Origin of the sequence: Xanthomonas sp. DAR 34887 (genome assembly GCF_041245805.1) — a bacterium.
In the GTDB taxonomy this organism is placed as follows: domain Bacteria; phylum Pseudomonadota; class Gammaproteobacteria; order Xanthomonadales; family Xanthomonadaceae; genus Xanthomonas_A; species Xanthomonas_A tesorieronis.
In genome coordinates this window covers 461,538-484,753 of record NZ_CP162490.1, presented here as the reverse complement: position 1 = coordinate 484,753, position 23,216 = coordinate 461,538, and the positions used below count along the sequence as shown (strand labels likewise).

Sequence of the window (23,216 nt, the reverse complement as noted above, 5' to 3'; positions counted from 1 at the left end):
GCTTCAGCCGCGACCGGAATTATCGGTAATGCCCGTCGCGGCTGAAGCCGCTCCTACAGGGAGCATCTCTCGGGCCGGGGCGAACGTCGACACGTCGCGTCGCGACGCGCTCACCGGCTCGCCGTGGCAGGCGCTGCCGCGCTCGCATCCGCGCCGCCGCCCAGGACCGTGTACAGCGCCACTCGGTTGCTGTCGTCCTGCAGGCGCAGCGCGATCAGGTCCTGCTGCGCGGCGTACAGCGAACGTTGCGCGTCCAGGACCTGCAGGTAGTCGTCCACGCCGGCGCGGTAGCGCGCTTCGGCCAGCGTGTGGCTGCGCCGCACCGCGTCCACCAGCGCCCGTTGTGCGCTCAGCTGGGCGTCGAGGTGGTCGCGCTGCGCCAACGCGTCGGCGACGTCGCTGAAGGCGCTCTGGATCGCCTTCTCGTATTGCGCCACGGCGATGTTCTTGCTGATCTTCGAGACGTCCAGCGAGGCCTTCAGCGCGCCGGCATGGAAGATCGGCAGCACAATGCTGGGCACGAACGACCAGGTGCGCGAACCCGCCGCGAACAGCGTGGACAGCGCGTCGCTGCTGCGCCCGGTGGAGGCGGTCAGCGTGACGGTCGGGAAGAACGCCGCGCGCGCCGCGCCGATGTCGGCATTGGCCGCCTTCAGCGCGTGCTCGGCGGCGAGCACGTCGGGGCGCTGCAACAGCACCGTGGCATCCAGGCCCGCCGGCACCGGCGCCAGGGCCACGCTGCCGTCGAACGCATCGGTGCCGGCGAGCAGCGATGCGTCCACCGGCACGCCGACCAGCAGTTGCAGCGCGTCGCGGGCCTGGGCGAGCTGGGCGGCAGCGCGCGCCGCATCGACGCGGGCCGCTTCCACGCTGCTCTGGATCTGCGCCAGGTCCAGCCCGGAGCCGATGCCGTTGTCGTGCTGGATGCGGCTGCGCTTGAGCGTCTGCTCCTGGCTTTCCAAAGTCTGCTGCGCCAGCGCCAGCAGTTGCTGGTCGGCGCCGACCGTGAGCCAGGCGTCGGCGATCTGGCCGATCAGGCTCAAACGCACGCTGCGCTGCGTTTCGGCCGTGGCCAACCAGTTCTCCAGCGCCTCGTCCTTCAGGCTGCGCACGCGCCCGAACAGGTCCAGTTCCCAGCTGCTGATGCCGACCTGCAGCGTGTCGCTGCTGTCGATCTGCGCCTGCCCGGTATCGCTGGCACTGGCGCTGGTCCGCTGGCGGCTGCTGCTGGCATTGGCATCCAGCGACGGCGCCAGCGCGGCGCGCTGGATCCGGTACTGCGCGCGCGCCTTGTCGATGTCGAGCATCGCCACGCGCAGGTCGCGATTGTTGTCCAGGCCCAGGGCGATGACCTGGCGCAGGCGCGGATCGAGGAACACCTCGCGCCAATCCGGCATCGCCAGCGCGGCGCCGGCCGCGGGCGCGGCGGTGCCGGCCGTGTCGAACTGCAGCGGCACCGGCGCCGCCGGCCGTTCGTAGTGCGGGGCCATGCTGCACGCGGCCAGCGCCGCGCAGCAGGCCAATGCGAGCAGGTGCGGCGAACGCGCGCTCATGGCGTGGCCTCCTGCAGCGATTGCTTGCCGCCGGGAAATACGCTGCGCACGATGACGTAGAACAGCGGCACGAAGAACAGGCCCAGGGTGATCGAGGCCAGGGTGCCGCCGGTGACGCCGGTGCCCAGCGAATGGCGCGCCGCCGAGCCGGCGCCGTGGCTGAACACCAGCGGCAGCACGCCGAGCAGGAACGCCAGCGAGGTCATCAGGATCGGCCGCAGGCGCATCTGCACCGCGTGCAGGGTGGCGGCCAGCAGGCCTTCGCCGTGGCGCTCGAGTTCGCGCGCGAACTCGACGATCAAAATGCCGTTCTTGGCCGCCAGACCCACCGTGGTCAGCAGGCCGACCTGGAAATACACGTCGTTCTGCAGGCCGCGCACGGTCATTAGCAGCGCCGCGCCGAACACGCCCACCGGCACCGCCAGCATCACCGCGAACGGGATCGTCCAGCTTTCGTACAGCGCCACCAGGCACAGGAACACGAACAGCAGCGAGATCGCGTACAGCGCCGGGGCCTGGTTGGCCGACAGCTTTTCCTGGTAGGCCATGTCCGACCACGCATAGCCGAAACCGTGCGGCAACTGCTTGCTGAGTTCGGCCATGGCGTCCATCGCCGCGCCGGAACTGACGCCCGGCACCGCCTGGCCGGTGAGTTCCATCGCCGACACGCCGTTGTAGCGTTCCAGCGCGGCCGGCGCGCTGGTCCAGTGCGCGGTGGTGAACGCGGACATCGGCACCATGTCGCCATTGGCGTTGCGCACCGTCCAGCGCTGCAGATCCTGCGGCGCCATGCGCGCTTGCGCGTCGCCCTGCACGAACACCTTCTTGATACGGCCCTTGTAGATGAAGTTGTTGACGAAGTCGCCGCCGAGCGCGCTGTTGAGCGTGGCGTTGATGTCGCCCGGGTCCACGCCCTGCGCCTGCGCCTTGTCGTCGTCGATCTTGACCGCGTAGACCGGCGCGTCCTCCAGGCTGGCGTAGCGCACGTCGCGCAGCTTGGGATCGCGCCCGGCCAGGCGCAGCAGTTTGTCGCGTGCGTTCACCAGTGCGGCGTGGCCGGCGCCTTCGTAGTCCATCAGCTCGAAGGTGAAACCTGACGCGTCGCCGAGGCCGGTGATGGCCGGCGGCGAGGTCACGAACAGCTCCGCGTCGGGCACGTCGGCCAGGGCGCTGTTGAGATGCGCGGCGATGGTGTCGGCATCGTCGTCGCGCTCGTCCCAGTCCTTGAGCCGGACGAAGGCCATGCCGACGTTCTGGCCGGCGCCGGTGACGCTGAAGCCGGCCGAGGACAACACCGAGCGCACGCCCGGCTCGTGCAGTGCGGCCTTGGTCAGGCGGTCGGTCACCGCCAGGGTCTGCTCCAGGGTGGAACCGGCCGGCAGCTTGACCAGTACGTTGAGCATGCCCTCGTCCTCGTCGGGCAGGAACGCGCCGGGCAGGCGCCACAGCAGCACGCCGGTGACCACCAGCAGCAGCGCATAGGCGAGCAGGCTCAGCGCGCGCCGGCCCAGCACCCGCTCGACCCGCGCGCGGTAGCGCTCGGACAGCTGGCCGAAGCGGGTGTTGAACCAGGCGAAGAACCGGCCGAGGCGGCCGTGCGAGCCGATCGCCGCCTCGCCCTGGTGCAGCGGCTTGAGGATGGTCACGCACAGCGCCGGGGTCAGGGTCATCGCCACCAGTACCGACAGGATCATCGCCGCGGCGATGGTGATCGAGAACTGCCGGTAGATGACCCCGGTGACGCCGTTGAAGAACGCCATCGGCACGAACACCGCGGTCAGCACCAGCACGATGCCGACCAGCGCGCCGCCGATCTGCTGCATCGAGCGCAGCGTCGCCTCCTTCGGCGGCAGCCCTTCCTGGCTCATGACCCGCTCCACGTTCTCCACCACCACGATGGCGTCGTCCACCAGCAGGCCGATCGCCAGTACCATCGCGAACATGGTCAGGGTGTTGATCGAGTAGCCGAACGCGGCCAGCACGCCGAAGGTGCCCATCAGCACCACCGGCACGGCGATGGTCGGGATCAGCGTGGCGCGCCAGTTCTGCAGGAACAGATACATCACCGCCACCACCAGCAGCACCGCTTCGATCAGGGTGATGACCACTTCCTTGATCGAGGTGGTCACGAACGGCGTGGTGCTGAACGCGATGTGGTAGTTGTAGCCGTGCGGCCAGTACTGCTTGAGTTCCTGCAGCCGCGCGTCGATCGCCCTGGACGTTTCCACCGCGTTGGCGTCGGCGTTCAACTCGATGCCGAGCGAGGCCGAGGGCTTGCCGTTGAAGCGGCTGATGCTGTCGTAGGTTTCCGGGCCCAGGCCGATCCGGGCCACGTCGGACAGGTGCACCGCGGCGCCGCCGGCGCCGCTCTTGAGCACGATCGCGCCGAACTGCGCCGGCGTGTGCAGGCGGCTGCGCGTGGTCACCGTCGCATCCAGGCGCTGCCCGCGCGGCGCCGGCTGGCCGCCGATCTCGCCGGCCGACACGTCGGTGTTCTGCGCCTGCAGCGCGTTCTCCACGTCCGAGGGCATCAGCGCGTACTTGCGCAGTTTCTCCGGGTCCAGCCAGATGCGCATGGCGTATTCCGAGCCCATCGGCTGGATGTTGCCCACGCCGCTGACCCGGCTGATCTGGTCGTCGATGTTCGATTCCATGTAGTTGGCGACATCGAAGTTGTCCATGCTGCCGTCGTCGGAAGTGAACGCCACCACCTCGAACAGCGAGCCGCTGGACTTGGTGATGACGATGCCGTTCTGCTGCACGTCCTGCGGCAGCACCGACATCACCGACTGCAGCTGGTTCTGCACCTGCACCTGCGCGGTGTCGGCGTTGGTGCCGGTCTCGAACACCAGGTTGACCTGCGCGGTGCCGTCCGAGGCGCTGGTCGAGGTCATGTACAGCAGGTGGTCCAGGCTCTGCTGCGACTGCTCGATCAGCTGGGTAACGGTGTTCTCCACGGTCTGCGCCGAGGCGCCGGTGTAGGTGGCGCGCACGGTGATGGTCGGCGGCGCCATCTGCGGATAGCGCTCGATCGGCAGCGCGTGGATGGCCAGCATGCCGACCAGGACGACGACGATGGCCATGACCCAGGCCACCACCGGGTGGTTGACGAAGAAACGCGACATGGCAGCTCCTCAGTCGGCCTGGGCGTCGCCCGGCACCGCGGGCGCGGCGGCGAGCTGCGCGGCGCTGACCGCATACGGCACGACCGTCTTGCCGATCTCGGCGCGGCTGCCGTTGACCACGATCAGCCGTTCGCCCGGCTTGAGCCCGGCCTCCACCACCCACGCGTGGCCGACCGTGTCGCCGGTGCGGATGCGCCGTTCCTCGACCCGGTTGTGTGCGCCGAGCAGCTTCACCATCGGCTCGCCCTTGGCATCGCGGCTCACCGCCTGTTGCGGCACCAGGATCGCGCCCGGATCGCTGGCCAGCGGCAGCAGCGCGCGCAGGTACATGCCGGGCAGCAGCAGATGCTGCGGATTGGGCACGACCACGCGCAGGGTGACCGCGCCGGTGCCGGGATCGACCGAGCTGCCGACGAACTCCAGCGTGCCCGCAAGCGGATAGAAGCTGCCGTCCTCCAGGCGTACCCGCACCGGAATCTTGCCGTCGGTGGCCTTGATCTGCCCGGCGTCGAGCCGCTTGCGCAAGGCCAGCAGCTGCGTGCTGGACTGGTTCACGTCCAGGTAGATCGGATCCAGCCGCTGGATCTTGGCCAGCGCCGCATCCTGCTGCGCGGTCACCAGCGCGCCGGCGGTATAGGCCGAGCTGCCGATGGTGCCGGAGATAGGCGCCGTCACCCGGGTGTAGTCGAGATTGATGCGCGCCGCCTGCAACGACGCCTGCGCCGCCACCACGTTGGCTTCGGCCTCCTGCAACGCGGCCTGCGCGTCGTCGGCATCCTGTTTGCTGGCCGCGTCCTGCTCGACCAGGGTGCGGTAGCGCGAGGCCTTGGGACGCGCCGCGACCACGGCGGCCTGCGCCTGCGCGAGCTGCCCGCGTGCCGTGTCGTAGGCCGCCCGGTACGGCGCAGGATCGATCCGGTACAGCACCTGCCCGGCCTGGACTTCCTGGCCCTCGGTGAACAGCCGTTGCCGCAGCAGACCGTTGACCTGCGGCCGCACATCGGAGACTTCGTAGGCCACGGTGCGCCCGGGCAGCGACTGCTCCACCGGCAGGCTGTGCGCGGTCAGCGCGAGCGTGCCGACCTTGATCGGCGGTGGCGGTTGCGGCGCCGACGAACACCCCGTCGCCATCGCGAGCGCGACAACGGAACCACAGAGAATGAAACAGCGAGGCGCGGCGAAAGCGTCGAGCATGGGGGTCAGATCGAGGGGGTGGGAAGATCGAAGCGCGCAACGCTACACCAAATGTATTCCCGCGATATATCGCGGCGAAAACCGCAGTCAGCTGCCACTACAACTTTCGTGCGCGCGCAGAAAGATTGGCGAAAGATTGGTATTGGAGCGATACCTTCGTATCGCATCGGGATACGAATATTTCAATATGAAATGCGCGATCGCGGGCGCTTGCGGATTGCGTTCCGGCACTGCCTCATGCCGCGCTCGCAGCCTCATCGCGCGGCCACGGAATCGGTGCCGGCGATGGAGGATTCGCAGAGACGGCGGCCGCTGCGATCGGCCGCGTGCCGATGCGCTCGACGCGCATCGGCGAGGGAATGCGTTGCCGGCAGCGCGTCGTACAGGACGCGCTGCCGCACGACTCAGTCTTCGTCCGCCGCGGCCTCGCGGCCCTGCTGGCGGATGATCGCTTCCTGCCGCGCGTCCTCGATCGAATCGCGCACCGCGCGCACGTCGGCACGGCGGGTGTCGAACACGAAGCGGCCGCTGAGCGCGCTGTCCGGGCGCAGTTCGCCCTTCTCGTACAGCGCCCACATTTCTTCGCCGTAGTGGGTCTGGTTGAGCTCGGGGGCGAAACGGCCCAGGCAATCGCGCAGGTTGTGCACGTCGCGCAGCAGCATGTCGCGCGCGGCGTTGTTGCCGGCGGCGCTGACCACCTGCGGGAAGTCGATCACCACCGGGCCCTCGGCGGCGACCAGCACGTTGTATTCGGACAGGTCGCCGTGCACCAGGCCCAGGCACAGCATCTTCACCACGTCGCCGACCAACTGCGCATGGAACGCGCGCGCCTGTTCGGGCTCCAGTTCCACCTCGCCCAGCCGCGGCGCGCTCTGCCCGTCGGCATCGGTGACCAGATCCATCAGCAGCACGCCGTGGAAGTAGCCGCGCGGCTGCGGCACGTGTACGCCGGCATCCACCAGCTGGTACAGCGTGTTGGCCTCGGTGTCCTTCCACGCGGCTTCCTGCTCGCGGCGGCCGAACTTGGTCGCCTTGCCCATCGCCCGCGCCTGGCGGCTGCCGCGCACCTTGCGGCCTTCCTGGTACTGCACGCGCGCCTGGAAGCTGCGCTGCGCCATGTCCTTGTAGACCTTGGCGCACAGCACCTCGTCGCCGGCCTGGACCACGTACACGGCGGCCTCCTTGCCACTCTTGAGCGGGCGCAGCACGCTGTCGATGACACCGTCCTCGATCAGCGGCTGCAGGCCCTGGGGGGTTTTCATCGGACGCGGGGGGCCTTGATGGGGAAAGTCCGATTATGCCCAACCTTGCGTGCGGGCCGGTCGACAACTGCGGCATGGCCGGCCGCGTGCGGAGTAAAGTGGCAGCCGCGATCGCCGCCACGGCGGCCGCAGTCGGCAATCCACAGTGCAATCGTCCAGAGGGTGTCATGAGCAAGGGCATGGATCAGAAGAAGAGCGAGAAGAAGCAGCCGACCAAGACGCTGAAGGAAAAGCGCGCGGCCAAGAAGGAAAAGAAGAAGTAGCAAGCGCCTCCGGCGAGCTCGCGCGACGGGCTCGCCGGACTGCGGCCGGAGCGGCGTCCCTGGCCCGGCCCGGCGGCGCTGCCGCATCCTGCATCCCGTGTCCCGTGCGCTCCTGACACTTAGGCAACCGTGCCGCGCCTACGCCCAGGGCGATTCGCCCCCTCACCAGCCCGACCTGCACGCAGATGCCGCGGTCCGTGCCTGCCTAGCGAAGCCCCCCACGTGCCGTTCGGGTCCGGCGATGCCGTCGTTCGCCGGTCGCTGCGCCGTGCCTGGGCACATCCCGCTCGGCAGCCGCTGCGAACGCGCCGGCCAGCGTCTGTCCAGGCCGCGGCTGTGTCGGGTCGGGGCGCCTCCAGCGCTGCGGGCCGGCGGCACACCGCCGGCCATGGGCCTGCCTGGCGGTCGCCATCGTCCAGGGCCGCACGCACCCTCCCGATCGACCGCGCCATTGCGGGCATCTCCCAGCCATGCGCCAGAAGCGCTTTCCCGCCAGGCGCTATCATGGACAGCCGCGCCGCTGCCCGGTGCCGGCGCCTGCCCCCCCCCCCCGCTCCGCGGAGAACGCCGTGAACCCGATCCGCCCGTTCCTGGACAAGACGCCGCAGCTGGGCGCACGCGTCTACGTGGACCCGGCCTGCACCCTCATCGGCGACGTGGTGCTGGACGAGGACGTGTCGGTGTGGCCGGGCACGGTGATCCGCGGCGACGTCAACCACGTGCGCATCGGCGCGCGCAGCAACATCCAGGACGGCACCATCATCCACGTCAGCCACCACAGCCCGTTCAACACCGCTGGCTACCCGACCCTGATCGGCACCGACGTGACCGTGGGCCACGGCTGCATCATCCATGCCTGCACCATCGAGGACCTGTGCCTGATCGGCATGGGCGCGTGCATCCTCGACGGCGCCACGGTGAAGCGCTACGGCTTCGTCGGCGCCGGCGCGGTGGTCGGGCCGGGCAAGACCGTCGGCGAGCGCGAACTGTGGCTGGGCAATCCGGCGCGGCTGGCGCGCATGCTCAGCGACAAGGAGGTCGAAAGCCTGCACTACTCCGCGCAGCACTACGTGCGGCTGAAGGATCGCTACCTGGACATGGTGTCGCCGGCACCGCAATAGCCGCGGCGACTGGCGCGCGGTGGTGCTTTTGCGCGACACTGCGCGCCTCTGGCGTGGGGACGCCATCGAATGGATTCGCGATGACCAAGACACTTCCGTTGCGCGGCCTGCTGGCCGCTTTCCTGCTTGCGCTGGGCGCCGGTACCGGATCGGCCGTGGCCGAAGAAGAGCACGCTCAAGAAGCGCATGGCAACGACGGCATGACCGCCGAGCAGTTCGTCGCCTCGCTGCATTTCCAGGATGGGCACATCGAAGTGCCGCAGGCCAAGGTGCATTTCGACCTGAGCCACGACTTCCGCTATCTCGGCAAGGACGATGCGCGGCAGGTGCTGGAGGCGTACTGGGGCAACCCGCCGGACGACACCGTGCTCGGCCTGATCGTGCCGCGCCAGCCCGCGCTCGACGCGCAGGGCAGCTGGGCGGTGGTGGTCACCTATGCCGACGACGGCTACGTGTCCGACGAGGACGCCAGCAAGATCGATTACAACGACATGCTCGCGGACATGCAGAAGGAAACCCGCGAGGAGAACGCGCAGCGCAAGGAAGCCGGCTACGAGAGCGTGGACCTGGTCGGCTGGGCGGTACCGCCGCGCTACGACGCCGCGAACAAGAAGCTGTACTGGGCGCGCGAACTGGCGTTCCAGGGCAACGACGGCCACACCCTCAACTACGACATCCGCGTGCTCGGCCGCCACGGCTACCTGAGCCTGAACGCGATCGCCAGCATGGACGAGTTGCCGCAGGTGCGTGCAGGCATGCAGCAGTTGCTGCCGATGGCCGAGTTCGACAGCGGCGCGCGCTACGCCGACCACAATCCATCCACCGACAAGATCGCCAGCTACGGCCTGGCCACGCTGATCGGCGGCGGCCTGGCGGCCAAGGCCGGCCTGTTCGCCAAGCTCGGCCTGATCCTGGCCAAGGCCTGGAAGCTGGTGGCGCTGGGGCTGATGGCGCTGGTCGGCGGGATCGGCAAGCTGTTCTCCGGGCGCAAGCGCGACGGCGGCACGGTGCGTTGAGCGGCCTGTGCGGCACGTTTGCCGCGCCATCGTCGCCATCGCGTGAGGATCGTCCGGCGCCGACCATGGCGCCCGGCTGGGCAATTGGCGCCGCGCCGGCTAAAGTCGCGGCTCGGAGCAGGACGCAGTCGAGATCACGCATGCCGCCACAGGCAGCCGGCCGGACAGAACAACGGCCTCACATCGCAGGCACGCATGCGCGCCACGCCGCAACCCGGCGGTGAGTGGCATGCTCGACACCTACCGTGAAGTGATCACGCCCGAAGGCGTGCCGTTGCACCTGCCGGCCGCCGGCGCGGTGCCGCGCGCGCTGGCCTGGCTGATCGACCTGGCGGTGCGCTTCGGCATGCTGACCCTGATGGGCCTGCTGCTCGGCGCACTCGGCGGCTTCGGCCAGGGCCTGTACCTGGTGGCGATGTTCCTGGTGTTCTGGGCCTATCCGATCGTGCTCGAAGGCTGGTTCGGGCAGACCCTGGGCAAGAAGGCGCTGGGCCTGCGCGTGGTCTCGCGCGACGGCGCGCCGGCCGGATGGATGGCGGCGATCACCCGCAACCTGCTGCGCACCGTGGACATGCTGCCGTTCGGCTATGCCGTCGGCCTGATCGCCTGCCTGTTCGATGTGCACGCGCGGCGCCTGGGCGACATGGTCGCCGGCACCCTGGTCATTCACCAGCCGCCGCGCCACGAGGCCGGGCTGCCGCCGATCGCCAGCGCAACGCCGCCGCCGCTGGTGTTGCTGCCGGCCGAGCAGGCGGCGTTGATCGCCTTCGCCGAGCGCGCGCCGCGGCTGGCGCCGGCGCGGCAGCTGGAACTGGCCACGCTGGCGCTGCCGTTGACGCACGCGCCCGGCCAGGCCGGCGTGCTGCGGCTGTATGCGATGGCCAACTGGCTGTTGGGGCGGCGATGAGGCAGGAGCAGTTCATCGCCCGCCACCAGCACGAGTGGGAGGCCTTCGAGACCTGGCTGCACACGCGCGGACGCAAGCGCCCCGCCACCGCAGTCACCAACGCGCCCGACAGCGCCGCGGACGCATGGCGCCTGGCCGACGAAGACATGCCGGCGCGCTACCGGCGGCTGTGCCAGCAGCTGGCGCTGGCGCGCAAGCGCGGCTACAGCCCGCTAGTCACCGCGCGCCTGCAGCAGTTGATGCAGCAGGGCCACACCGAGCTGTACCGGCCGCCGCGGCCGCGCCTGCGGCGCGCGGCCGAATTCCTGTTCGCCGAGTTTCCGCAACTGGTACGCAGCCAGGCCGGCTGCATGGCCGCGGCCACCGCGCTGTTCGTGGTGCCGCTGGTCACCATCTTCGTGCTGCTGCAGTTCCGGCCGGAACTGATCCACGGCTTGATGGATCCGATGCAGGTCGCGCAGATCGAACGCATGTACGACCCGGCCAGCGCCGCGCACAAGCTCGGCCGCGACAGCGGCGACGACTGGCAGATGTTCGGCCACTACATCATGAACAACATCAGCATCGGCCTGCGCACCTTCGCCAGCGGCCTGCTGGCCGGGCTCGGCACGGTGCTGGTGCTGCTGTTCAACGGCGTCACCATCGGCGCGGTGGCCGGGCATCTGCACCAGATCGGCTACGGCGTGACGTTCTGGCGCTTCGTCGCCGGACATGCGCCGTTCGAACTGACCGCGATCGTGATCGCCGGCGGCGCCGGTCTGCAGCTGGGCCTGAAGCTGCTGGCGCCTGGCCGGCGCCGGCGCATCGATGCGCTGGTCGAAGGCGGCACGATCGGCGCCAAGCTATGCCTGGGCGTGGCGTTCATGCTGCTGGTCGCCGCCTTCATCGAGGCCTTCTGGTCCTCGATCGGCTCGCTGCCGGCGGCGGTGAAGTACGGCGTGTCGGGCCTGCTGTGGACGCTGGTGCTGGTCTGGCTGTGGCGCGGCGGACGCGGCATCGCGGAGGCCGACGATGCGGATTGAACGCCTGGACGTGGTGCTGCGTGCGCGCTCGGCCTGGGAGGCGATGGAGCTGGGCAGCGCGCTGGTGCGCCGCCATGCCGGCGCGATCTGGAAACCGTGGCTGCTGTTCACCGTGCCGCTGTTCGCGTTGCTCAATCTCGGCGCCTGGGCGATCGACGAGCTCTGGCTGGCCAGCCTGGCGCTGTGGTGGCTGAAACCGGTGCTGGACCGGATCCCGCTGTTCGTGATCTCGCGCGGCGTGTTCGGCGACGTGCCTAGCGTGCGCGACACGCTGCGCGCGCAGTTGAAGTGGGGCTGGCGCCCGATGTTCGGCTACCTGACCTGGCGCCGACTGAGTCCGGCGCGCACCGTGTTCCTGCCGCTGGAGTTGCTGGAGGGGGCCAGCCCCGAACAGCAGCGGCAGCGCCGCCGCACCCTGGGCGGTGCGGTGTACGGGCATGCGCTGCTGCTGGCCAGCGTGTGCTGGCATTTCGAGGCGATGCTGCTCGTGGCCTGCATCGCCGCGATCCTGATGTTCGTGCCGGTGGACCTGCTGCCGGAAACGGTGCGCGCGGCGTGGGCGCTGATCGGCGATGAGAATCCGGTATGGGCCGACGTCGGCCTGAACGCCTTCGCCTGGTTGGCGACGACGCTGATCGAACCGTTCTTCGTCGGCGCCGGTTTTGGCCTGTACCTCAACCGCCGCACCGAACTCGAAGCCTGGGACGTGGAGATGGCGCTACGCCGGCTGCGCGATCGGCTGGGCGGCGCCGCGCCGTTGCTGCTGGCCCTGGTCCTGCTCGGCGCTCCCGGCGCTGCGCTGCGCGCGCAAAACGCGGCGCCGGGCAGCGACGCCCCGGTCGCAGCCGACCCGCATGCGCTGCCCTCGGCGCCGGCGACCGCATCTTCGCAAAACTCCGACGACGGTACCGACGCCAGCGACAGTGACGACATCCATGATCCGGAGAAGGACAACGGCAGCGGCAGCGACAGCGACAGCGACGACGACGCGCCGGCCGCGCTCGACGAGATCTTCAATACCGTGCCCGCCGCCGACGCGCGCTTCGACCGTGCCGCCGACCGCGCCTACAAAGACCCGCTGCTGTCGGGCAAACGCAGCATCCGCTACTGGAAGAAGCGCGACCGCAACGAAGACGACGAGAAGAAGCCCGATGCGGACAAGCTCGATCCGCGCTTCGGCAAGGGCCTGCTGGCCAGCGTGGCGGCCGTGTTCGCGTTCATCGGCGAATGGGGCATGTGGTTGCTGGCCGGCATGCTGGTGCTGGTCCTGCTGCTGACCGCCAAGCATTGGCTGCCGTGGATGCGCGGCAGCGGGCGCAAGCGTGCCGCGGCCGAGACGCCGGTGGCGCATGCGCCGGTGTTGAGCGCCGAGCCGCTGCCCGACGATGTGGCCACCATCGCGCGCCGGCTGTGGCGCGAGGGCCGGCAGCGCGACGCGCTGGCGCTGCTGTACCGCGCCAGCGTGGCGACCGTGTGCGAACGCGCCGACCTGACGCTGCCCCCGGGCGCCACCGAAGCGCAATGCCTGCGCGCCTCCAGACGCCTGCCGGACGACGCCGACCGCAGCCTGTTCGCGCGCATGGTGCGCACCTGGCAATACGCCGCCTACGCCGGTCGCCTGCCCGACGACGACGCCTTCGCCGGCTTGCTCGACGAACTGCAGCAGCAGTACCGGTGGCGCGCATGAACAGCGGAACCCGCAATGCGCTGATCTTCCTGCTCGGGCTGCTGGTGACCAGCGTGCTCGTGGTCTGGTTCCTGGGCCGCTACGAGCGCGCCGAACGCGAGCTGGCGCTGCCGCCGCGCGGCGAGGCCGCCTACAACCCGCTGTACGCATTGCGCCAGACCCTGCGCGCGGACGGCGTGCGCGCCGAATCGCGGCAGCGCCTGGACCTGGCGGCGATGCGGCTGCAGCCGCACGACAGCGTGCTGCTGTTCGGCGACCCGCGCGCGCTGAGCAAGCCCGACGGCGATGCGCTGCTGGCCTGGGTCGAGCGCGGCGGCCACCTGATCCTGCGCACGCCGGCCGCCGACGAGGACGACGATACGGTCAAGCTGCCGATCTTCGACGCGCTCGATGTCGCACTGGAAAAGGGCAAGCCCGGCCATTGCCTGAAACTGGCCATTCCCGGGCAGCCCGAACACAGCGAGTTCTGCAACGGCCGGCGTTTCCAGGTCGACTATGACGCGGCGAGCAACCTGTGGGGCAGCGACGAGGACTACGCCTACGCTCGGCTGCCGTACGGCGACGGCAGCGTGGACCTGCTGGCGGAAATGGATTTTCTGCAGAACGGCAGCAGCGGCGGCAACCGCTTGAGCGACGACCCACTGGCCACGCCGCCCGCTCCGCCGAGCGGCGGCCTGCGCGACGTGCCGCATCGCCTGCTGGCGCGGCAGATCCTGGCGCCCAACTACGGCGACGGCACCATTTACCTCATCTATTCCGCCGAGCTGCCATCGCTGTGGCGCACGCTGTTCGTCAACGGCTGGCCGGCCTGGGTGCCGGCGCTGCTGATGCTGCTGGCCTGGCTGTGGTGGCGCATGCAGCGCTTCGGCCCGCTGCGCGCCTCGCCGGCCGGCGACCGCCGCTCGTTGCTGGAACACGTGCGCGCCAGCGGCGAGCACCTGTTCCGCTACGGCAAGTCCGAACTGCTGTATGCGGCGACGCGCCAGGCGTTCCTGACCCGGCTGCGACGCCGCGCGCCGCTCGCCGCAGCGCTGCAGGGCCCCGCGCAGGCCGCGGCCATCGCCGAGCGCCTGAACCTGGCGCCGGCACAGGTCGAACAGGCGCTGCAGGCGCCAGCACCCAAACAACACGCCGCCTTCCGCGATCGCATTCGCCTCCTCGTCCAGATGAGAAACCAGTTATGACCACCGCCCCCGCCGACTCCGTCGCCCCCCTCACCGGCCCCGCCCTGATCGAACGTGTCGAGGCGATCCGCGACGCGGTCGGCCAGGCCTTCATCGGCCAGCCGGAAGTGCTCGAGCAGATCCTGATCGCGCTGCTGGCCGGCGGCCACGTGCTGATCGAAGGCGTGCCCGGACTCGGCAAGACCCTGCTGGTGCGCGCGCTGGCGCAGGCGATGGAACTGAACTACGCGCGGGTGCAGTTCACGCCGGACCTGATGCCCAGCGACGTCAGCGGCCATGCCGTGTACGACCCCAAGACCGAGAGTTTCAAGATCCGCCGCGGCCCGGTGTTCACCCACCTGCTGCTGGCCGACGAGATCAACCGCGCCCCGGCCAAGACCCAGTCGGCGCTGCTGGAAGTGATGCAGGAAGGCCAGGTCACCATCGAGGGAAAACCCTTCCCGCTGGCGCCGCCGTTCCTGGCCCTGGCCACGCAGAACCCGGTCGAGCAGGAAGGCACCTATCCGCTGCCGGAAGCGCAGCTGGACCGCTTCCTGCTGAAGGTTCTCATCGACTATCCGCAACTCGAGGACGAAAAGCGCATGGTGGAAGCGGTCACCACCGGGCGCAGCGCCGGCGACTTCGACCTGTCGCAGGTGCCGCGCGTGCTCAGCGCCGCGGATGTGGTGGCGATGCAGCTCGGCACCGCCGCGATCGTGGTCGACCCGCAGGTGATCGACTACGCGGTGCGCATCGTCGCCGCCACCCGCAGCTGGCCGGGCATCGCGCTCGGCGCCGGCCCGCGCGGCAGCATCGCGCTGATCCGCGCCGCGCGCGCGCAGGCGGTGCTATCCGGCCGCGACTTCGTCACCCCCGACGACATCCGCGACATCGCCAAGCCGGCGCTACGCCACCGCATCGCACTGGCCCCGGAACTGCAGATCGAAGGCCAAAGCGCCGACGACGCGCTGGGCGCGCTGCTGGCGAAGGTGGAGGCGCCGCGCAAATGAGCCGGGATTTGGGATTGGGGAGTGGGGATTCGGCAAAGCCCGCGCCGGCCGCCACGCCGGCTTTCCCTGCTCGCATCCGAGCAGCTGCCAGTGCGGCCTTGAGCGCACGTACCGCGCTTTTGCGAATCCCCAATCCCGAATTCCGAATCCCGGCCCTCCACCCATGAGACCCGCCCCGCTCCTGCTAGCCCTGCTCGGCCTCTGGGCACTGTGCGGCCTGGCGTCGGCGCTGCAGCTCATCGCGCTGTGGCCGTGGCAGGCGCTGGGCGCGGCGATCGGCGTGATTGCGGCGGTCGATGCGTGGCGGCTGTGGCGCAGCCCCACTCCGCAGCTGCGCCGCGAACTGCCCGAAGCCTTGCCGCTGGGGCTGGAGCGCGAGGCCGGGCTGCGCATCGACAGCGCGCAGCGGCAGACACTGGACGTATTCGATCTGGTGCCCAGCGGCTGGTGGATGCAGGGCCTGCCGCGGCGCGTGACGCTGCGCGCGGCCACCGAGACCCACCTCACCTACCGATTGCGCCCGACCGCGCGCGGCCGCTTCGACTTTGCCGGCACCCACCTGCGCCTGCACTCGGCCTGGCGCCTGTGGCGGCAGCGGCGCGTGGCCGGCGCGGTGCAGACCGTGCGCGTGTATCCGAACTTCGCGCCGCTGACCCGCTTCGCCCTGTTCAGCGCCGAACAGGCGTCGCGGCTGGTCGGCGCGCACCTGAAGCGGCGCCGCGGCGAAGGCACCGACTTCCACCAGATGCGCGAATACCGCGTCGGCGACAGCCTGCGCCAGATCGACTGGAAGGCCACCTCGCGCGCGCGCAAGCTGATCTCGCGCGAGTACCAGGACGAGAAGAACCAGCAGCTGCTGATGCTGATCGACACCGGGCGGCGGATGATGGCCAGCGAGAGCGGCCTGGCGCATTTCGACAACGTGCTCAATGCCGCATTGGTGGTGTCGTACCTGGCGCTGCGCCAGGGCGATGCGGTGGGGCTGATGGCCAGCGGCGGCGACGCGCGCTGGGTCGCGCCGCAGCGCGGCATGGGCACGGTCGATGCGTTGCTGCGCGCCAGCTACGACCTGCAGCCGCAGGCGGTGGCCACCGATTACCTGGCGGCGGCGACCGAACTGTCGCTGCGCCAGCGCCGCCGTTCGCTGGTGATGCTGATCAGCAACGTGCGCGACGAAGACATCGAAGACCTGCTGGCGGCGGTGCGGCTGCTGCAGCGCCGGCATCTGGTGTGCGTGGCCAGCCTGCGCGAGCAGGCGCTGGACCAGGCGCTGAGCCAGGACGTGCAGGACCTGCAGCAAGCGGTGCAGGCCGGCGCGGTCGCGCGGTATCTGCAACAGCGCGGCGACGCCCACGACGCGTTGCGCAGCCACGGCGTGATGGTGCTCGACGTCACCGGCGAGGAGCTGCCGGGCGCGCTGGTGCAGCGCTATCTCGCGGTGAAACGCGACGGGTTGCTGTAGCGCGACGCCGCGGCCCATGGCGATGTCGCCCCCCTCCCGACATCGAATGTCGCTTGCCGTTGGACAGAATGAAACGCCGTATGCGGCCCACATAGGCCTGCTCGGTGCGCGGGCTGTAATGGCGAAGCCGCAGCCGACCACGGACCTGATCCAGCAGCTTGAGGGACAGACGCGCCATTACGCCCGCATCGTCACGGGTGTAACTCATACGCCCGCTCAAACGTCGGATAACGCAACCAGCATCGACGCCAGCACCGGTGACTACCATCGGGCAAGTCATTGTTACGGGTTAGGAATTCGCCCCCTTTCCAGGCCTCCGGCGTTAGTCGATACTTGGTGCAACACCGCTTTTAGGCGGTCCAATAGTAGCTAGGCAGCTAATGTCACAACGTCGCATCCAAAGTGTCAGCAGCCTCTACGACTTCATCGGGCTATGTCGTCCTATGTGCGCCGAGCAACTTCCCGGTCCGGGGCTATCTCCCGCCGGAGGCACAGATTGATCTGGAGCGCGCCTTTGCTGAGCTTCGCAACGGCGTCGGCCTCGTAGAGGAAGACTTTCCGGGCGCAGACCAAGAGCGAGGCCTTACCGCGCTATTAGAGCAATCCCTAGAAAGTTATCGGCAAGTGATGAGCTCACTGGGGCTCAACATCTCCAAGAGTTCCAAGCGGCAATCTTTAAGGGTTAGCCCGTGTCCAGTACGCTGCCTAACAATTCGTCCAAGCCGACACCGCTTTGCGGCGCGGCTTAACTCAGGCGTTAGAGGCCAATGAACTCCGAGCAACAAGCCGAGATCGTCAGATTGATCCGTGAAGCTCAAGCTCGAAGTCGAGGATATGCCGACTTCTTTCTCTGGTCCACAGATCGAGACCTCGAAGAGTGGGGAGTCACCACAGCTCTCGCCGAATCCATGAGCGTTCGCGGGGAGCCGTCCCTTTCTGATATCAAGAGCCGGGGACGTCAAAGCGATCCACCCGACTGCGAGGCAAAGGACGCCGAAGCAAAGCGCGTCGCAATCGAAGTGACTGAACTGGTCGATGGCTTGGCAATACATCACCACAAGAAGTCCATAGCGGCTGGCGTTGCTCCTGAATGGGCTGAGTGGAGTCAAGAAAAGTTCTTAGCTCAACTCTCCAGCAGGCTGGACGAGAAGGACAAGCGATTCCCTCATCTGAAAGACGCGCCGTACCCGGATGGCTATTTCGTGCTTGTCCACACCGACGAATCGGAACTTCGAAAAGAAGTTGTGGCTGTCTTTCTTGAAGGGTTTGTTGCGAAAGTCCAGCACATCAAGCGAGCATTTCTCTTGCTTTCATACGATCCATCAGTCGAGATGTGTCCATACTTTGAGGTGCGACTTGGCGCCTAACCCTTCAATCGAGAGGACGTGCCTCGGCAGGCCGGGTCACGCCTCTCATCTCAAACGTTGGCCGTATAGCATGCATCAGTACCAACGGTTAATGCGTCGGAAAGGCGTAACAACTCATACGGACGATGAAAGGATGCAACTTCTCGCGTTGCTCCAAAGCGCGCCTGGGGTGGATAACGTTGAGATTGTTGGAGTCCATCCAAAGGGCGGGTACCGCACCACGTTTGACCTATCGGTCGATTCAATTGACCTTTCTTAGCTCTACTTGAGGCGAACGACTGGATGTCAGTCTTTTAGTTGGCGGCCGCAACTGCGCTAGCATGCGGCCTAACAATTCATTCAAGCCGAACCCGCTTCGCGGGCCGGCTTAACTTAGGTGTTAGGTGCCGCCTGGTGAGAATCCGAGCGTACGAGACCAGAAACCTAGCCCTGCTGCGGCACGTCTCCTCGTGGAGCGTGGGCGTCGGCTTTGCCTTTTGGGCAATTTCGGTTGCCTGCGGGCTCCTCCATTGGGGCACTGCCGCAGAGGTCGCGATCTTCGCGTTCTTCATTGGCGGGTTTGGCAGCGGCACTGTATGGCTGGTTTACTCTCTGCTTGTTGCGCCCGGGTGGTGTCGGCACATGTGGCAGCGCGTGCGCGCCCTCCGGTCCAGCACCTAACAATTCGTCCAAGCCGACGCCGCTTTGCGGCGCGGCTTAACTCAGGTGTTAGGCGGTAGTGCTGCAAGTGCGGTGCGGCTTTCGTCTTCGGCAACAGCGCTTGCGCGTCAGCCGTCGGCTCCGGTGCGCGGCCCTCTCGTCACCGTGCATCGGATCGCTTGCCGCTTCGTCGTCCGTCTTCATTGCTCCGCTGCGCTCGTAAGCTTCCCCGCATCGCAGGGACGCGCGCACTGGACGCCCGCGGCATCTGCGCCGTATGCGGCACCGCTAACTTGGCGCCGCGCTTGCGCTGCATGCCAGCGCGAACGGCGTGCAGCGCGCCCACGCCACATCGCGGACGACAAGCGCGCGGCGCCGTCACGAATCCGGCACTCCGCCATATCGCGGCCGGGTCACGGCGCGACAGTGGGCGCCGGCGGCAACTGCGCGCAGGCATGCTGCAGCCGCTGCAGCGCACGGACCATCAGCGGCCGGTGCCGCGCCAGCTTCATCCACGCCGGCAGGCGCGCCACCATCGAGCGCCCGAACAGGCCGCGCCGCTCGCGCAGCGTGGCCGTGACGTAGTCCTGCAACTCCTGCAGATGGCGCGCGTTGTAGGCCCACAGCACACCGGCGCGGGTCGGCGCCACCAGCGCCAGGCGCATGCCGAAATGCGGATCGCAGGGCAGCGCGTCGCGCACGCGCTGCGGTTGCACCGCCACCGCGCTCTGCTGGCCGCAATGCGCGCAGCGCCCGGGCAAAGTCCCGGGCGGCGCAACCGCCGCGGTCGAGACCGCACAGACCTGGACCCACTGGTGGCCGCAATGGCCGCAGGCACGGCGGCCCGACAGCCGCAGCGCGCCCACCCAGTCGCCGTTGCCGCTGTCCAGCGCCGCGCTGCACTGGCCGCAGCGAAAGCGCGCCTGCCAGCGGTACGGCTGCCACTGCGCCAGCACCCAGCCCGGCGCGTCGCAGCGATGGCAGCGCACCACCACCCGGTCCGCATAGGCCGCGAGCGGCGTACCGTCGTTGCGATGCCGCCGCGGCATGATCGGCGACGGCCCACGCTCAGGCATACAGCACGCCGGCCTGCCCCGCCTCGACGATCGCATGCGGCACGAAGCGCGCGCTGTCGCGGGTGATCGGGCCGTCGTCCTCGCGGATACCGATGCCGCAGGCGGCGTCGCCGACGATCCAGCTGCCGACCATCGGGTAGCGGCCGTCGAACGCCGGCAGCGGATGCGCCTGCTGCACGATGCACGGCCCCTGGTAGGGGCCATCGCTCTCGAACATGCGGCCGTCGGCCAGATGCAAGGCGATGTTGGCGCCCTCGCGCGAATGCAGCGGCTTGCGCACCCACCCAGGCGGCAGCGCGGCGCCGTCGTCGAACGCGGCCGGCAACAGGTTGGGATGGCCGCGATGGCGCGACCACAGCAGCGGCAGCAGGCCCTTGTTGCTCAGCACCGCCTTCCACGGCGGCTCCAGCAGGCGCAGGCCCGATCCCGGCAAGGCCTGGCCGAAACGCTCGGCGAACAGATCCTCCAGCGGGTACAGCTTGAACAACGCGCCGATCACCACGTCGTCCAGATCGGTGTAGCGCCCGTCCGCGGACAGGCCGATGTCCTCGATCGCGATCGCCTCGCCGAACAGCCCGGCCTGCGCCGCGCAGTCGCGCAGATAGGCGACCGTGCCCTGGTCTTCTTCCGACTCGCGCACCGCGGCGAAATACAGCGGCGGCGGCAACTGCGCCGCCAGTTCGGCGAAGCGCGCCACCAGCTTTTCGTGGATCGAATTGAACTGGTCCGCGTCGTATGTCAGGCGCCCCTGCGCGCGCTGGTCTTCCAGCCATTGCCACTGGAAGAACGACGACTCGAACAGCGACGTCGGCGTGTCGTAGTTCAGTTCGTACAGCTTGGCCGGGCCGGTGCCGTCATAGGCCAGGTCCAGGCGCCCATACAGATGCGGATCGCGGCGCCGCCAGCTCTCGGCGATCCAGTCGCGGAACGCCGGCGGAATCGCCAAGCGCTGCATCAATTCCTCGCTGGCGACGATCTCGTCCACCAAACCCATCGCCATCTGATGCAGCTCGGCGCTGGGATCCTCGAGGTCGCGTTCGATCTGGCGTAGGGTGAACGCGTAATAGGCGCGTTCGTCCCAGTAGCGTTCGCCGCCGATGGTGTGGAAACGAAAGCCGCACTCGGCGGCCTGCGCGCGCCAGTCGCCGCGTTCGACGATCGCGATGCGTTGCATGTACTTGCCTTGGTTGATGCGGCGTGGAGCGGCGCGGCGATCAGCCGCCGACGCTGCCGCGCGCGCCGCTGGAGCTGCCGAAGCCGCCACGGCTCACCGTGACCGCCCGGTTCGGCGTGGCGCCGATATGGGTCATGGTCTGGTTGCCGCGCAGGCTGGTGGCGGCGGCCGCGCCGGCCCCGGCCGCGGCAGGCCGCTGCCACTGGTTCTGCCGGTCCTGGAACGCCGGCGCGGCGTTGAAACCGGCCATGCGATTGCCGTTGAGCATCTGCGACAGGAAGAAGCCGGTCATCAGCGGGCCGATGAACGAATGCCCCTGGCGGTCGCGCTGCTCCACGCAGCGTTCGGCCGAATAGTCCTGCGCACATTGCTCGCGGCTGGCGTACTTGGGTCCCTGCTCGGCCGACTGCTGCTGCGCCTGCTTGAACGCCTCGCGGCAGGTGGTGATGTCGTGGGTCTGCTCTGCGCAGGCCTCCACCGAGGTGTACAGGCCTTGCTGGGTCTTGTTTTCGGGCTCGCGCTCGCAGGCGGTGAACAGCAGCGGCGCGGCGCCCAGCAGCAACAGGGCGGTCGTCTTCGACCTTTTCATGGCAACGTCTTCCTGAGTCCAGCCCCGATGATGCCCGGTTCGGCCGGCCACGGGAACCCGCGACCGGCCACGCTGCGTTCGCAAACGTAAACGCCGACGCGATCAACGCGGCGGTGGCGGCGGTACGTAACTGGACAAACGCGCGGTGAAATACGGCTGCACTGCGGCGATGTTGGACTTGACCTGGATGTCCATGCCGACGTCGCGGCTCATGCCCAGTACGTCGCCGTCGGGCCAGCCGGGGCCGAAGCACCATTGCGTACTGGGAATGTTGTTGGCCTGCAGATGCGCGAGCATGCGCGTTGTCGCCAGTTCGGCGCTGGCGTTGCCCGCCGGATAGCCGTGCTCGCCGAGGAAGCCGCGCTTGCCGGCGCGGCCCAGCGAACGCAGGAACGGCGCGACCATCTCGATGCCGGTGTCCGGTGCGACGCTCTCGTTAGGGTTGCGCCAGGCGCCGCCGCCGCGGCCTTCTTCGTCCAGATAGTTGTGCGCCTCATAGACGATGCGGCCGTACGGATCCGGGATCGCATACAGACCTTCGGACAGATCCTCCCAGCGGCGGGCGCTGGCGTATTCGTTGCCGCAGACGAACACGTAATGCGCGCGGTCGAAGTCGAAGATGCGCGCCACCGTGGCGGTAGCGGTGCGCAGCCAGTGGTCGGCCATCACCAGCTTGCTGCCGTCGGCGTTGTACTCCGGTCCCTCGTAGGGCTCGTTCATCAGACCCCAGCCGAAGATCGCCGGATGCGAGCGGAAGCGCTGCACGATGCGGCTCCAAAGATCCGGCAGGCCGGCGGCGTTGTACAGCGTGCAGCCCGGCGTGCCGATCACGCGGTATTCGTAGAGCTTGAGCAGGCTGTCGGCGGGATCGTGGTAGCCCAGATACAGGAAGTTGCCCTTGCGGTAGGTGCCGGCCCAGACCGCATCGGCGGCGGGATCGGCGACCGCGCGTCCGTCCGGCCCGATCAACTGGCCGGCCCCATCGCGCCGGTAACCGGACTTGCTCGCGACCTTGATCGGCAGGCGCATGTAATCGTGCAATTCCAGGATCGCCAGCTTGCCGCGCAGCGCGAGCCGGTCCAGCACCTGCTCGACCTGATCGCAATACGTGGCATTGAGCGGCATGCCCTGGCCGCTGCTGAAGCGTGCGGCGGTGGTGGGCAGGCGGAACAGCGGGCAGGCACCGGCGGCAGCGATGTGCTGGTCGCGGATGTCGCGGTAGTGCCTGTCGATGATGGCGTTGTCCACGAAGTTGTTGGACGCCAGCCCGGACAGGTTGAGGCCGGCGAACGGCAGCGTGCCGGCGGCGCGGGCGTGGCCGCCGAGGCCCCACAGCGCAGCGCCGGCGGCAAGGCCGACACCGGCGCGCAGCACGCTGCGGCGGCCCGGATCGGGTGGCGTGGAGGCAAGGGACGGAGCGGGGAAGGAAACAGCGGAAGACGACGAACGCACATGCCGGGGCATGGACACCTCCTGTGGTCATGGTGGGCGAGCCGGGCCTACGCCCCCTGACGCACCGGCCTGCGCAGTCTGCCAAGCGCAGGCAGGCCGGTCTGCGACCCGCCTCCCAGTCCCGCCCGGCGCGC

The 23,216-nt window shown here is 68.8% G+C and carries 18 protein-coding genes and 1 pseudogene; 10 read left to right on the top strand and 9 right to left on the bottom strand.

From position 1 onward, the window contains the following. Nucleotides 1-110: 110 nt before the first annotated feature. From AB3X08_RS02220 to AB3X08_RS02205, 4 genes are all read right to left on the bottom strand, one after another. Nucleotides 111-1,553, bottom strand: a complete 1,443-nt coding sequence (locus AB3X08_RS02220) for an efflux transporter outer membrane subunit (protein ID WP_369935950.1) — start codon at nucleotides 1,551-1,553, stop codon at nucleotides 111-113. Next, nucleotides 1,550-4,678, bottom strand: coding sequence for a multidrug efflux RND transporter permease subunit (locus AB3X08_RS02215; RefSeq protein WP_369935948.1), 3,129 nt, complete (start codon nucleotides 4,676-4,678; stop codon nucleotides 1,550-1,552). Before AB3X08_RS02215 ends, AB3X08_RS02220 begins: the two co-directional genes overlap by 4 nt. Nucleotides 4,679-4,687: 9 nt before the next feature. Continuing rightward, nucleotides 4,688-5,809: an efflux RND transporter periplasmic adaptor subunit gene (locus AB3X08_RS02210; protein ID WP_369935946.1), complete on the bottom strand. Its 1,122-nt coding sequence runs from the start codon at nucleotides 5,807-5,809 to the stop codon at nucleotides 4,688-4,690. 467 nt (nucleotides 5,810-6,276) lie between these two features. Continuing rightward, entirely contained in the window at nucleotides 6,277-7,134 is an 858-nt protein-coding gene (locus tag AB3X08_RS02205; protein WP_369935945.1) for a PA4780 family RIO1-like protein kinase, read from the bottom strand. Nucleotides 7,135-7,169: 35 nt separating this feature from the next. On the opposite strand from AB3X08_RS02205, the gene AB3X08_RS02200 reads away from it, so the two are divergent. From AB3X08_RS02200 to AB3X08_RS02160, 9 genes are all read left to right on the top strand, one after another. Further along, complete coding sequence (locus AB3X08_RS02200) at nucleotides 7,170-7,397, top strand: hypothetical protein (RefSeq protein ID WP_369935944.1); 228 nt, start codon at nucleotides 7,170-7,172, stop codon at nucleotides 7,395-7,397. A gap of 569 nt (nucleotides 7,398-7,966) precedes the next feature. Then, on the top strand, nucleotides 7,967-8,518 hold the full coding sequence (locus tag AB3X08_RS02195) for a gamma carbonic anhydrase family protein (RefSeq protein ID WP_369935943.1): 552 nt from the start codon (nucleotides 7,967-7,969) through the stop codon (nucleotides 8,516-8,518). Nucleotides 8,519-8,598: 80 nt separating this feature from the next. Then, nucleotides 8,599-9,534: a DUF2167 domain-containing protein gene (locus tag AB3X08_RS02190; RefSeq protein WP_369935941.1), complete on the top strand. Its 936-nt coding sequence runs from the start codon at nucleotides 8,599-8,601 to the stop codon at nucleotides 9,532-9,534. Between the two features lie 229 nt (nucleotides 9,535-9,763). Continuing rightward, complete coding sequence (locus tag AB3X08_RS02185; RefSeq protein WP_369935940.1) at nucleotides 9,764-10,441, top strand: RDD family protein; 678 nt, start codon at nucleotides 9,764-9,766, stop codon at nucleotides 10,439-10,441. Then, nucleotides 10,438-11,463 carry a stage II sporulation protein M gene (locus AB3X08_RS02180; RefSeq protein WP_369935939.1) on the top strand — a complete coding sequence of 342 codons (1,026 nt, stop codon included), beginning with the start codon at nucleotides 10,438-10,440 and terminating at the stop codon, nucleotides 11,461-11,463. Before AB3X08_RS02185 ends, AB3X08_RS02180 begins: the two co-directional genes overlap by 4 nt. Then, complete coding sequence (locus AB3X08_RS02175) at nucleotides 11,453-13,150, top strand: DUF4129 domain-containing protein (protein WP_369935938.1); 1,698 nt, start codon at nucleotides 11,453-11,455, stop codon at nucleotides 13,148-13,150. The genes AB3X08_RS02180 and AB3X08_RS02175 overlap by 11 nt, the downstream gene beginning before the upstream one ends. After that, nucleotides 13,147-14,334 (top strand): DUF4350 domain-containing protein, encoded by a 1,188-nt coding sequence (locus AB3X08_RS02170; protein WP_369935936.1) that lies wholly within the window; start codon nucleotides 13,147-13,149, stop codon nucleotides 14,332-14,334. The genes AB3X08_RS02175 and AB3X08_RS02170 overlap by 4 nt, the downstream gene beginning before the upstream one ends. Then, nucleotides 14,331-15,323 (top strand): AAA family ATPase, encoded by a 993-nt coding sequence (locus AB3X08_RS02165; RefSeq protein WP_184414003.1) that lies wholly within the window; start codon nucleotides 14,331-14,333, stop codon nucleotides 15,321-15,323. Before AB3X08_RS02170 ends, AB3X08_RS02165 begins: the two co-directional genes overlap by 4 nt. A 163-nt stretch (nucleotides 15,324-15,486) precedes the next feature. Further along, on the top strand, nucleotides 15,487-16,785 hold the full coding sequence (locus AB3X08_RS02160; RefSeq protein WP_369935934.1) for a DUF58 domain-containing protein: 1,299 nt from the start codon (nucleotides 15,487-15,489) through the stop codon (nucleotides 16,783-16,785). Between the two features lie 31 nt (nucleotides 16,786-16,816). On the opposite strand, the pseudogene AB3X08_RS02155 reads toward AB3X08_RS02160, so the two are convergent. Beyond that, nucleotides 16,817-16,993, bottom strand: a pseudogene (locus AB3X08_RS02155) (phage integrase N-terminal SAM-like domain-containing protein); the annotation flags it as partial. A gap of 559 nt (nucleotides 16,994-17,552) precedes the next feature. Between AB3X08_RS02155 and AB3X08_RS02150 the strand changes: the two are divergent. Beyond that, complete coding sequence (locus AB3X08_RS02150) at nucleotides 17,553-18,152, top strand: hypothetical protein (protein WP_369935933.1); 600 nt, start codon at nucleotides 17,553-17,555, stop codon at nucleotides 18,150-18,152. A 1,052-nt stretch (nucleotides 18,153-19,204) separates the two neighbouring features. Here AB3X08_RS02150 and AB3X08_RS02145 read toward each other — a convergent pair. The 4 genes from AB3X08_RS02145 to AB3X08_RS02130 form a co-directional block, all read right to left on the bottom strand. Further along, the gene (locus AB3X08_RS02145; RefSeq protein WP_369935932.1) at nucleotides 19,205-19,867 is read right to left on the bottom strand and encodes a hypothetical protein; all 663 of its coding nucleotides are present in this window, start codon (nucleotides 19,865-19,867) and stop codon (nucleotides 19,205-19,207) included. Further along, nucleotides 19,860-21,041 carry a glutathionylspermidine synthase family protein gene (locus tag AB3X08_RS02140; RefSeq protein WP_369935931.1) on the bottom strand — a complete coding sequence of 394 codons (1,182 nt, stop codon included), beginning with the start codon at nucleotides 21,039-21,041 and terminating at the stop codon, nucleotides 19,860-19,862. The genes AB3X08_RS02145 and AB3X08_RS02140 overlap by 8 nt, the downstream gene beginning before the upstream one ends. Nucleotides 21,042-21,081: 40 nt before the next feature. After that, nucleotides 21,082-21,630 (bottom strand): DUF1190 domain-containing protein, encoded by a 549-nt coding sequence (locus tag AB3X08_RS02135; protein ID WP_369935929.1) that lies wholly within the window; start codon nucleotides 21,628-21,630, stop codon nucleotides 21,082-21,084. A 102-nt stretch (nucleotides 21,631-21,732) separates the two neighbouring features. Then, nucleotides 21,733-23,094: a glycoside hydrolase family 5 protein gene (locus tag AB3X08_RS02130; RefSeq protein WP_369935928.1), complete on the bottom strand. Its 1,362-nt coding sequence runs from the start codon at nucleotides 23,092-23,094 to the stop codon at nucleotides 21,733-21,735. Between the last annotated feature and the right edge of the window lie 122 nt (nucleotides 23,095-23,216).